This window comes from Mesorhizobium sp. M2A.F.Ca.ET.037.01.1.1 (assembly GCF_003998075.1).
GTDB lineage: Bacteria > Pseudomonadota > Alphaproteobacteria > Rhizobiales > Rhizobiaceae > Mesorhizobium.
Genome location: NZ_RZSA01000092.1, coordinates 1 through 11267 on the forward strand (window position 1 = coordinate 1; position 11267 = coordinate 11267).

Here is an 11267-nt window from a genome sequence, read left to right on the forward strand (position 1 = left end):
CCTCCAGACAGACAATGTAGTCGTCGTGGACAGAGCGCTTGGGATTGACGGCCGGCTTCTGCTTCTCGGCCGATGGCTGCTCCGGCGAACCACCGACACGGCCCAACGCGGCATGGACGTCGGCGATTAGGTTCGGCAATTCCCCAACGGGCACCGGGTTGTTGCTGACATAGGCGGCGACGACATCGGCGGTCAGTTCGATCAGCGCATCACCGTTTTTCGAAGGTGTTTCGACGATTTCCATAGTGCTCAGGCCCCAACGAGAGTTGTTTCTAAAATTGCGCCCTTTTTTCCGAGGTCGGGCATCGCGCGAATTTCATTCAGGAAAACCCTGCGATTCGCGTCGGTCATCTTAATGACGCCGCATCGCAAGTAAGTCAATTCGCATATTGACTTATATTGGCCGATATTCATCAAATATTGCCGTTTCAGCTTCAAAAATTCGTGCGGCGTGTAACTTCGCGAGATTTTTCTGGCCAGACCAGCATGCCATGACGCTGCGTCACTGGCGTGTTAGACATCCGATCGCCGCACGACATGGCCCGCGATGCTTGACCAATGCTTGGATGCCTGTTGCGCCAGCACGATGAATCCTATGGCGCAACGTAGCTGCCCTGCCGGCCGGCCCGACAAGGCGAGCCGACGGTCCGTCAATAAGGCGCGATATATTTGCCGTAGACCCAGCCGGTGACGAAATGGCCATTCTGCGCCGGGTCGTGCCACACCTCGCACCAGCGATAGCGGATCGCCTGGCGCTGCTTCCATTGCGGCTGCCCGGCGATATCGAGCAGATTTACGCCACCTGTGCAGCGGCCGGTCATCTGCAGCACGGTGCCGTTCGGATAGGCGGCCTGTTTTTGCGATGCGTTGGAGGGATACTTTCGCGCGTTGAGCGTGTCGCCGAACGGCACGCCCGCCACTTGCCAGGCGGCAAAGACGGTTGCATGAGACGGACTGGAAAAAGTCAGACCCGCCGCGAGGACGGCGACAGACATAGCGGTAGCAACACAGGATTTCATCTTTTCCCCTTCGACTTGGCTTCTGTCGACCATCTTGAGCCGTGCCCCTTGAACCGCCGCTGAGTGGCGTGTTCATTCGTCATTCAAGCAAATTCCGCAGCGAGACGTAATGACCAGCACTTCCGCCCTGACTCCCGCCTTCCCGGCCGCCAGCCCGCCGACGCCTGAGAAACATCCTGTTTCCGACACGCATCACGGCATCACCCGCAGCGACGGCTATGCCTGGATGCGGGCCGACAACTGGCAGGCCGTGTTCCGGGATCCTTCCCTGCTTGACGGCCGGATCCGCGCCTATCTGGAGGCCGAGAACGCCTATCAGGCCGTTCTGATGGCCGGCACCGCGGATCTGCGCGGCAAGCTGTTTGCCGAGATGAAGGGACGCATCAAGGAGGACGACTCAACGGTGCCGATGAAGGACGGCCCCTATGCCTACGGCTCGTCCTTCCGGCAGGGCGGCGAGCAGCCGCGCTATTTCCGCACCTCGCGCGATGGCGGCAGCGAGGAAATCCTGCTCGATGGCGACGCGGAGGCCGAGGGCAAGGCCTATTTCCGGCTCGGCGGCGTCGACCATTCCGCGGACCACAAGAAGCTCATCTGGGCGTTCGACGACAAGGGCTCGGAATTCTTCACGCTACGCGTGCGCGATGTTGCCGGCGGCACCGACCTTGCCGACCAGATCCCGGATACGGGCGGCGGCGGGGTCTGGAATGCCGGCGATGACGGCTTCTTCTACACCCGCCTCGACGACAACCATCGCCCGTCGAAAGTATTCTTCCACAAGCTCGGCGACAAGCTGGAGAACGACCGCCTCATCTATGAGGAGACCGATCCGGGCTTCTTCATGGATGTCAGCGGCACGCGCGCCAATGACTGGATCCTGGTCGGCATCAACGACCATGAGACGTCCGAGTACCGGCTTCTGCCGGCCGATAATCCTTCAGCGGCGCCCCGGCTGGTGGCGGTGCGCGAGTCCGGGCTGCAATACGACCTGGAAGAAGGCGGCGACGTCTTCTTCATCCTGACCAACGCCGACGGCGCCAAGGATTTCAAGATCATGACCGCGCCGGTCGACAATCCGGTCCGCGCCAACTGGCAGGAACTGGTGCCGCACGAGCCCGGCCGGCTGATCCTCTCGGTGCTCGGTTTCAAGCATCACATGGTGAGACTCGAGCGCAAGGACGGCCTGCCGCGCATCGTCGTGCGCGAGCGCGCCAGCGGCGAGGAGCATTTCATCTCCTTCGACGAGGAGGCTTTCTCGCTCGGCCTTTCCGGCTCCTACGAGTACGACACCGAGACGATGCGCTTCACCTATTCGTCGATGACAACGCCGGTGCAGGTGTTCGACTACAATATGCGCAGCCGCGAGCGTGTGCTCCTGAAGACGCAGGAAGTGCCCTCCGGCCACGATCCGGAGCACTATGTCACGCGCCGGCTGATGGCGCCGGCCGCCGACGGCGAGTTGGTGCCGATTTCGCTGCTCTACCATCGCGACACGCCGCTGGACGGCTCGGCGCCGTGCCTGCTCTACGGCTACGGCTCCTATGGCATCACGGTGCCTTCGGCCTTCAACACCAACTGCCTGTCGCTGGTCGACCGCGGCTTCGTCTACGCCATCGCGCATGTGCGCGGCGGCAAGGACAAGGGCTATGGCTGGTACGAGGACGGCAAGCGGGCGAAGAAGATGAACACCTTTACCGATTTCATCGCCTGCGCCCGCCATCTCGTCGCCGAGCGTTACACACGGCACGACCGCATCGTCGCGCAAGGCGGCTCCGCGGGCGGCATGCTGATGGGCGCGATCGCCAACATGGCGCCGGAAAGCTTCGGCGGCATCGTCGCCGAGGTGCCGTTTGTCGACGTGCTCACCACCATGCTCGACGCCAGCCTGCCGCTGACGCCGCCGGAATGGCCGGAATGGGGCAACCCGATCGCGTCCGCCGACGACTACAAGACGATCGCCGCCTATTCGCCCTATGACAATGTCGCGGCGCTCGCCTACCCGCCGATCCTGGCGCTGGCAGGCCTCACCGATCCGCGTGTCACCTATTGGGAGCCGGCAAAATGGGTGGCGCGGCTGCGCGAACGCAAAGCAGGTGGCAACCCGGTCCTGTTCAAGATCAACATGGATTCCGGACACGCCGGCGCCTCGGGGCGTTTCTCCCGGCTGGAAGAGATCGCCTACATTTACGCCTATGCCCTGAAAGTGACCGGGAAGACCTGATTTTCCACTCGCAATTGACAAGGGCGCGCGTTACGCAATGCTCTGCGTTTTTGGAGGTGGCCCTTGGACCGCGCCGACTGCTCATTCACAAGGTTCGTCATGCTGCTCGTCGACGTCTATCTCGACAAATCGCCCATCCAGGGCATCGGCGTCTTCGCCAAACACCGCATTGCAAAGGGCACGCTGATCTGGAAGCTCGACCCAAGGTTCGACCGGCGCATTCCCGTCGACACCTATGAGGGCGAGAGCGGGCCGGTAAAGTCATATCTCGACCGCTATTCCTATCCGGACCGGCGCGATCCAAACTACATCGTGTTCGAGGCGGACGACGCGCGTTACATGAACCACGCCGACGAGCCGAACTGCGACGTCTCCTCGCCCGAGGAAACCTACGCGCTGCGCGATATCGCGCCCGGCGAGGAACTGACCTGCGACTACAACCACTTTTTCGAAGACGGCTTCGATTTCCTGGGCGACCGCCACCCGTAAGATAAAGGTCAACTCGCCGGCTTGCGCGCCGGATAGCCGTTGGGGTGCGGCGGGATCGCCTTGAGATAGGCGGCGATTGCTGCGCGGTCATCGGCGGTCAGCTGCGCCATGTTCTTTTGCACCTCGACCATGGCGCCGCCGACGGAATCGAAATCGGGCGTGAAGCCGGTCTCGAGATAGTTGGCGATATCGGCTTCCGACCAGTCCTTGATGCTCTTCCCGTCGGGTGTGATGTTGGGCACGACGCCGGTGCCCTCGGCAGCCACGGCGCCGGCCAGCCATTCGCCCTTCTTGACGCCGCCGGCGAAATCGCGCGGCGTATGGCATTCGCCGCAATGGCCGGGACCCTCGACGAGGTAGCGGCCGGCCAGCACCTTGTCCGGCGTGCCGTCGCGCAGCGCGATCACCGGCTCGGGACTGAGATAGAGAAGCTTCCACAGGCCGATGCCGCGGCGGATGGTGAAGGGGAAGGAAAGCTTGTGGTCCGGCGCTTTGCCGGCGACCGCCGGCAGCGTCTTCATGAAAGCGTAGAGATCGGCGATGTCGGCCGGCTTTATGCGCGCGTAGGAGGCATAGGGAAAGGCCGGATAGAAATGCTCGCCCGAAGGCGAAACGCCTTTCAGCATGGCGTTGGCGAAGTCCTCCTCGCTCCAGCCGCCGATGCCGTCCTTCCGGTCCTGCGAGATGTTGGGCGGAACGAAGGTGCCGAACGGCGTCTTGAGCTCCAGCCCGCCGGCCAGCTGCAGCCGGGCGTCGCCCTGGGCGCCAGACTTCGAATGGCAGGAGGTGCAGCCGCCCGCATAGAAGATGCGCTTGCCCCTGGCGGCGTCGCCGGGCCCGAGCTGCGCGATGGCCCCAGCGTCAAGCCTGACCGGCGCCGACAGGGCCCAGCCGGCGGCGGCCGCCGCTCCGCCAAGCACGATGGCGGCGCCGACGAGCTTCTTCAGCCAAGCCATATCAGGCGATCAGCCCTTCTTGATCCTGTAGCTCTGATGGCAGGCGCCGCAATCGCCGCCCAGGGTGTTGAGCTGCGCCTTCAGACCATCGACATCGCCCGGCGGCGAGGCGACCGCTTCCTTGGTGTTGGCCAGGAACTTGTCCTCGGCGGCCTTGAAGCCGGCCATGTCTTCCCAGATCTTCGGTGCTGCCGTGGTGTCGCCCTTGTCGGAGCCGGCCGGAAACAGTTTTTCGGCATCGAACTTTTCGGCATTGGCCTGCAGGGCCTTCAGCGTCGTCAGCACGGCGGCCGCGTCGAAATCCTCCTCGCCCTTGACCACCTTGGACAACTGGCCGGCGAGCTTGCCGCGCTCCTTCATCAGCGCCTGGCGCTCCTGGATCGGATCGGCAAAGGCGGCCGAACCGGCAAAGGCGAGCATAGAGATGGCAAGGACAAGCTTTCTCATTCAATTGGCTCCGTGGTGAAAAAATTTCGCGACTGCGGCATTCACCGTTTCACGGCGAAATGCTCTATCTCCTGGTTGGCACAATTCCGGACGGAAAACTGTTCCACATCTCGTCTGGAAAAGCTCCGGACGTTAACGGACCCGACCATGGAAATATTCCCCCGGTGCCGTCACGATTTTGCCGCTCGCGATCAATCTGCTGTGTTGGCAGATAAAGAAAAGCCCCGGCATGCCGGGGCTTTTCAGTAAGATTGATCAGCCTTTACAGCGCCGCGCGCCTTTCGGCGCGCAAAGGACGCTGTAACGCTTTGATTCTGCGCATGATCCTTTCCGAAAATCGATCACGATTTTCGGGGTCATGCGCGGGCCTTTTCGTACAGCTCCAGGACGTGGTCCCAGTTGATCAGGCTGTCGACGAAGGCTTCGAGGTATTTCGGGCGGGCATTGCGGTAGTCGATGTAGTAGGAGTGCTCCCAGACGTCGACGCCGAGGATCGGCGAGCCGCCATGCACCAGCGGGTTCTCGCCGTTCGGCGTCTTGGAAATCTCGAGCTTGCCGTTCTTGACCGAGACCCAGGCCCAGCCGGAGCCGAACTGGGTGGTGCCGGCGGCGATGAAATCCGCCTTGAACTTGTCATAGCCGCCGAGATCGCTGTCGAAGGCCTTCTGCAGCGCGCCGGGCAGCTTGTAGCCCCCGCCGCCCTTCTTCATCCACTTCCAGAAATGGATGTGATTGTAGTGCTGGGCGGCATTGTTGAAGAGCCCGGCATTCTTGCCGAAGGACTGCTTGACCACCTCTTCGACCGACAGGTCGCCAAGGCCGGCTTCAGCGGCCAGCTTGTTGCCGTTGTCGACATAGGCCTTGTGGTGCTTGTCGTGGTGATACTCCAGCGTCTCCTTCGACATATAGGGCTGAAGCGCCTCGTAGTCGTAAGGCAAGGCGGGCAACTCAAAAGCCATGGATGGTACTCCCTCGAGGAAAAAATCCGGTGAAACTGCCGAACTTAGATAGGTCTGGAATGGGTTGGGGCAACTCCGGAATGAAGCGCCGAGCGACTTTAGAGCAATTCGCCGAAAAGTGTGAAAGGGTTTTCCGTCCGGAATTACGCCAAACAGGAGAAAGGGTGGGTCGCCGTTCCGTGAAACACTGAAACTCCGGCGGCTCAGGCGGCAGACGTCGAATGCGCCCATTCCCAATAGAGCTCGCGCGCCTTCTTGGCCACGGGCCCGGGCTGCAGGTCGCGGCTCTCGATGCGGGTGACCGGCACGACCTTGGAGTGGTTGCCGGTCGAGAAGATCTCGTCGGCGTCCAGAAAATCGCGAACCGACAGAGTCTTCTCGATGGTCCTGAAGCCGTAGTCGCCAAGCAGGTTGATGGTGCGCGAGCGGGTGATGCCCGACAGGAACGTGCCGTTTGGCGCCGGTGTCATCACATGGCCGTCCTTGACCAGGAAGATGTTGGAGGTGCCGGTCTCGGCGACATTGCCCAGCATGTCGAGCACGAGCGCGTTGTCGAAGCCGCGGTTCTTGGCTTCCAGGATGGCGCGGCCGTTGTTGGGATAGAGGCAGCCGGCCTTGGCATTGGTCGGCATGGTCTCGATGGTTGGGCGGCGGAACGGCGACACCGTGACCGAGAAACCGGAGGGCGGAATCATTGGCGCCTCGTAAAGGCAGAGGCAGAAGCGGGTCGACTCCGGATCGGCCGGCACGCCCATATAGCCGCCATGCTCGGCCCAATACATCGGCCTGATGTAGACCGCCGTCTTGCCGTCGAATTTCTTCAGGCCGTCCCAGGTCAGGCCGACGATCTCTTCCGTCGTCATCGACGGCTTCAGGCCGAGCGCCGTGGCGGAAGCGTTGACGCGGGCGGCGTGAAGCTCGAGGTCGGGCGCCACGCCTTCGAACCAGCGGCCGCCGTCGAAGACGCTGGTGCCGAGCCACATGGCGTGGCTGCGCGGTCCGAGAATGGCAACGTTGCCCTCGTACCAGTCGCCGTCCACATAGGTGCATGTCGCGGTTTGCGCCGCCGTCGCCAGTGTCATGTTTGCCGTCCAGATCGATGACTTCAGGCCGGCATAGGACGATGCTTTGACGGCCGTCGTCAACCGACATCGGGAAAAATCGTTGAGGCCAGAGGCACTTGACTGCAATCAATGCTTGCATGGCAGGCCTGCGCGCCGCAAAACTCAAGCATGCATCATGCGGCCTATGTCTTCGACGCCTATGGCACGTTGTTCGACGTGCACGCCGCCGTGCGCCGCCATGCCGGCGAGATCGGGCCGGATGGCCAGTTGCTGTCGGACATCTGGCGCGCCAAGCAGCTCGAATATTCCTGGGTCAGGACGCTGATGGGCTCTTACGCCGACTTCTGGCAACTGACCGAGCAGGCACTCGACTTTGCGCTGCGCAAGGTGCCCTCGGCCGATCCGGCGCTGCGGACGAAGCTGCTCGAAGCCTATTGGCGGCTCGATTGCTATCCGGAGGTGCCGGCCGTGCTGAAGGCGCTCAAGGCGTCCGGCGCGAAGCTTGCAATCCTCTCCAATGGTTCGCCGGAAATGCTCGACGCCGCGGTCAAATCCGCCGCGCTCGACCAGATCCTCGACAACGTTTTTTCGGTCGACCAGGTCAAACGCTTCAAGACCGACCCGTCAGTCTACGACATGGTGGTCACCAGCTGGCGGCTTTATCCGGGCGCGGTGTCGTTCCAGTCGTCGAACCGCTGGGACATAGCGGGCGCGACGAAGTTCGGTTTCCGTACAGTCTGGATCAACCGGACCAACCAGCCGGATGAATACCGCGACTTTCCGCCAGGGCTGATCCTGCCGTCGCTCGACGGCCTGCTGGCAGGTGTCTGATGCAATTCCAGGAAAAGTGTGAAGCGGTTTTCCGTCCGGAGTTGCGTCAAAACAAAAGAAAGGGCGGTTCGGCGTTTCCGTGAAGTGGCGAACCGCCCTGACCCCGCTGTTGCTGCAGCGCAACAGCTGTGGCGTGGTCACAGCTTCGCCTTTTTCTGTCCACCCTCAGGCCAGAATTGGAACCGCCTATCGCCCCGACTGTTATGGATGGCGCCGGCGACGGACCCTCGCATTCATGCTTTCTTGCGAATTGAGACCTAGAGCATGATCCCGAAAATTGGGAACCGGTTTTCGGAGAAGATCATGCTCCAACAAAGAGTTAGATCAGAACGGCGGTTCAACGAACCGCCGTTCTGATCTAGAAAAGGGAACCATGTCAGACGCTTCCTTCCGCATCAGCCGCCGCGGCTTCCTCAATTTCACAGCCCTCGGCGCTGCTTCGGCTGCCCTATCCGCCTGCACCACGACCAGCGACCAAGGCCCAGCACCCATCCAGACGCCGCCGCCTCAGGCCCCTGTCGAGCCGCCGCTCGGCGACTATGAGACGATGTATGGCGCGATGTCGGACAATGGTTTTGACCTGCCGGCCATTCCGGTGAACAAGATCGATCACAGATTCCTGCGCCAGATCGTTCCCGATCCGACCGGGCAGCGCCCGGGCACCATCGTTGTCGATACCACCGGCCACTTCCTCTATCTGGTGCGCGAGGGCGGCCAGGCGATCCGCTACGGCGTCGGCCTCGGCCGCGCCGGCTTCGAATGGTCGGGCGACGCGGTCGTGCAGTGGAAGCAGAAATGGCCGAAATGGACGCCGCCGGACGAGATGGTCGCGCGCCAGCCGGAGCTGACGCAATACAGCGCCAAGAATGGCGGCATGCCCGGCGGACTGAAGAACCCGCTCGGCGCGCGTGCGCTTTATCTCTTCCAGGGCAACCAGGACACGCTCTACCGCCTGCACGGTTCGCCCGAATGGTGGTCGATCGGCAAGTCGGTGTCGTCGGGCTGCGTGCGCCTGATCAACCAGGACATCATCGACCTTTACGACCGTGTGCCCACGAAGACCCCGGTCGTCGTGACGGCCAATATCGGCGCGCCGGAAGAGGACATGCCGGATCGCCAGGCGATACCGATCGACAATGGCGTGCCGACGGGCTCGATCCTACTCGGCCCGGTGAAGCGGCTCACCAACGAGATTTTCTAACGACGTCGATCCATCAGCGGTGCTTGGCCAATATGGCGGCCGGCACCGCGGCCTGGCGCCGGGACGAAAATCGGTTATCAGCCCCGGGCCTCCAGCCAGACTGGACCAAACAAAACTTCCGCGACGGGATGTTCTAAGCGGGCCGGACTTCAGGCATTTTATGCCCGCAAGGAGTTTCGCCATGTACATCCCGCCCGCCTTCCGTGACGAAGACAAGGAAAGCCTCAAGGCGACGATCCGCGCCGCGCGGCTGGCGACGCTGGTCACCGCCACGGCGGAAGGGCCGCTGGCGACGCCGCTGCCGCTTTTCCTCGATGACAGCGAAGGCGAGCACGGCGTCATCTACGGGCATGTCGCGAAGGCAAACCCGCACTGGCGCGTGCCGGCCCTGGGCGACGGCCTGGCGATCTTCATGGGACCGGACGCCTATGTGACGCCGGCCTGGTACCAGACCAAGCAGGAGACCGGGAAGGTGGTGCCGACCTGGAACTATATCGCCGTCCACGCCCATGGGCCGATCGAATTCTTCGAGGACGCCGACCGGCTGCTCGAGGTGGTGACCCGCCTGACCAATTTGCATGAAGGCGAGCGCGCCGCCCCCTGGGCTGTGTCGGACGCGCCTGCGGATTTCATCCAGTCGCAGTTGAAGGGCATAGTCGGCCTGCGCATGCCGATCACGAAGCTCGAAGGCAAGCGCAAGATGAGCCAGAACCGCAACGCAGCCGATCGCGCCGGCGTGCTTGCCGGCCTGGCGGCGAGCGAGCGGCCGTCCGACCGCGAGGTCGCGCCGCTCATCCCGCTGTGAACCGCGCGACCGGCTTGGCCCGACGAACTGATCGGCTGATTGGTTAGCTTCGCAATGCCTGGCCGATGGCATCGCCGAGACGCTCGACGATCGCGTCGATGGCTGCGACATCGCAGATGAAGGGTGGCGCGAGCAGCACGTGGTCACCACTGGCTCCGTCGATCGTGCCGCCCATCGGGTAGACCAGAAGGCCGTTCGCCATGGCCGCCTTCTTGATGCGCGCATGCAGCTTCCGCTTCGGATCGAAAGGCTGCTTGGTGGAACGATCCTCCACCAGCTCGATGCCCATGAACAGGCCGCGCCCGCGAATGTCGCCGATATGGGGATGGTTGCCGAAGCGCTCACCGAGCCTGCACGCCAGATGCGCACCCATCGTCTTCACATTGTCGAGCAGCCTGTCGCGGGCAATGACGTCCTGAACGGCGAGCGCCGCGGCGCAGGCCATCGGATGGCAGATATAGGTGTGGCCGTGCTGAAAGAGGCCTGAACCATTCGCGAAGGCGTCGAAGATCTTGCGGCTGAGCAGCACCGCGCCGATCGGCTGATAGCCGCCGCCAAGCCCCTTGGCGATTGTCATCAGGTCGGGAGCGACGCCATCCTGCTCGCACGCGTGCAGCGTGCCGGTGCGGCCCATGCCGCACATCACCTCGTCGAGGATCAGGAGGACGCCGTAACGGTCGCAGATCTCACGGATGCGTCGGAAATAATCCGCCACCGGTGGCACCGCGCCCGCTGTCGCCCCGACCACCGTCTCGGCGACGAAGGCCATGACCGTCTCCGGTCCGAGCTCGATGAGCTTGTTCTCCAGCGCCTGCGCAGCGCGAGCGGCATAGTCCTGGTCGGTCTCGCCGGTCTCCTGGAAGCGGTAGGCGAAGCAGGGATCGATGTGGTGCGTCTCGATGAGCAGCGGCCGGAACTGGGCGCGGCGCCACTCGTTGCCGCCGGTCGCCAGCGCGCCAAGCGTGTTGCCGTGGTAGCTCTGCTTGCGCGCGATGATGTTGCGGCGCTGCGGTTGTCCGATCTCGACGAAATATTGCCGCGCCATCTTGAGCGCCGCTTCGACCGCTTCCGAGCCGCCAGAAACGAAATAGGCATGACTGATGCCGGCCGGCGCGTCGGCAACGAGCCGGTCGGCAAGCGCTTCGGCAACATCGCTGGTGAAGAAGCTGGTGTGGGCATAGGCGAGCGTGTCGGCCTGCCGGTGCATGGCGGCGATAACATCGGGATGGCCGTGGCCGAGGCAGGATACCGCTGCTCCGCCCGACGCGTCGATAT

At 63.0% G+C, this 11267-nt stretch carries 12 protein-coding genes; 5 read left to right on the plus strand and 7 right to left on the minus strand.

The genetic code is table 11. The features are described 5' to 3' along the window. Together EOA27_RS07265 and EOA27_RS07270 are read right to left on the minus strand one after the other, a co-directional pair. A partial coding sequence (locus EOA27_RS07265; RefSeq protein ID WP_189561977.1) for a MucR family transcriptional regulator occupies positions 1-244 on the minus strand: 244 nt, incomplete at its 3' end. Between the two features lie 406 nt (positions 245-650). Next, complete coding sequence (locus EOA27_RS07270) at positions 651-995, minus strand: SH3 domain-containing protein (RefSeq protein WP_189341955.1); 345 nt, start codon at positions 993-995, stop codon at positions 651-653. A gap of 133 nt (positions 996-1128) precedes the next feature. On the opposite strand from EOA27_RS07270, the gene EOA27_RS07275 reads away from it, so the two are divergent. Further along, entirely contained in the window at positions 1129-3240 is a 2112-nt protein-coding gene (locus EOA27_RS07275; RefSeq protein WP_127251708.1) for a S9 family peptidase, read from the plus strand. A 99-nt stretch (positions 3241-3339) separates the two neighbouring features. Next, entirely contained in the window at positions 3340-3729 is a 390-nt protein-coding gene (locus tag EOA27_RS07280; protein WP_126078382.1) for an SET domain-containing protein-lysine N-methyltransferase, read from the plus strand. A gap of 8 nt (positions 3730-3737) precedes the next feature. On the opposite strand, the gene EOA27_RS07285 is transcribed toward EOA27_RS07280, so the two are convergent. The 4 genes from EOA27_RS07285 to EOA27_RS07300 all read right to left on the minus strand — a co-directional run bounded on the left by EOA27_RS07285 (position 3738) and on the right by EOA27_RS07300 (position 7173). After that, positions 3738-4685 carry a cytochrome c gene (locus tag EOA27_RS07285; protein ID WP_126078383.1) on the minus strand — a complete coding sequence of 316 codons (948 nt, stop codon included), beginning with the start codon at positions 4683-4685 and terminating at the stop codon, positions 3738-3740. 9 nt (positions 4686-4694) lie between these two features. Next, entirely contained in the window at positions 4695-5132 is a 438-nt protein-coding gene (locus EOA27_RS07290) for a cytochrome c (protein WP_042641989.1), read from the minus strand. A gap of 356 nt (positions 5133-5488) precedes the next feature. Beyond that, the gene (locus EOA27_RS07295; protein WP_126078384.1) at positions 5489-6091 is read right to left on the minus strand and encodes a superoxide dismutase; all 603 of its coding nucleotides are present in this window, start codon (positions 6089-6091) and stop codon (positions 5489-5491) included. 203 nt (positions 6092-6294) lie between these two features. Then, positions 6295-7173 carry a branched-chain amino acid aminotransferase gene (locus EOA27_RS07300; protein WP_126083467.1) on the minus strand — a complete coding sequence of 293 codons (879 nt, stop codon included), beginning with the start codon at positions 7171-7173 and terminating at the stop codon, positions 6295-6297. A gap of 150 nt (positions 7174-7323) precedes the next feature. On the opposite strand from EOA27_RS07300, the gene EOA27_RS07305 reads away from it, so the two are divergent. The 3 genes from EOA27_RS07305 (at position 7324) to EOA27_RS07315 (ending at position 9992) form a co-directional block, all read left to right on the plus strand. Next, positions 7324-7986, plus strand: a complete 663-nt coding sequence (locus EOA27_RS07305) for a haloacid dehalogenase type II (protein ID WP_042642109.1) — start codon at positions 7324-7326, stop codon at positions 7984-7986. Between the two features lie 373 nt (positions 7987-8359). Next, complete coding sequence (locus EOA27_RS07310) at positions 8360-9187, plus strand: L,D-transpeptidase (protein WP_126078385.1); 828 nt, start codon at positions 8360-8362, stop codon at positions 9185-9187. Positions 9188-9368: 181 nt separating this feature from the next. Continuing rightward, positions 9369-9992, plus strand: a complete 624-nt coding sequence (locus tag EOA27_RS07315) for an FMN-binding negative transcriptional regulator (RefSeq protein ID WP_126078386.1) — start codon at positions 9369-9371, stop codon at positions 9990-9992. Between the two features lie 43 nt (positions 9993-10035). On the opposite strand, the gene EOA27_RS07320 is transcribed toward EOA27_RS07315, so the two are convergent. Continuing rightward, positions 10036-11265, minus strand: a complete 1230-nt coding sequence (locus EOA27_RS07320; RefSeq protein WP_245491044.1) for an aspartate aminotransferase family protein — start codon at positions 11263-11265, stop codon at positions 10036-10038. Positions 11266-11267: the final 2 nt, after the last annotated feature.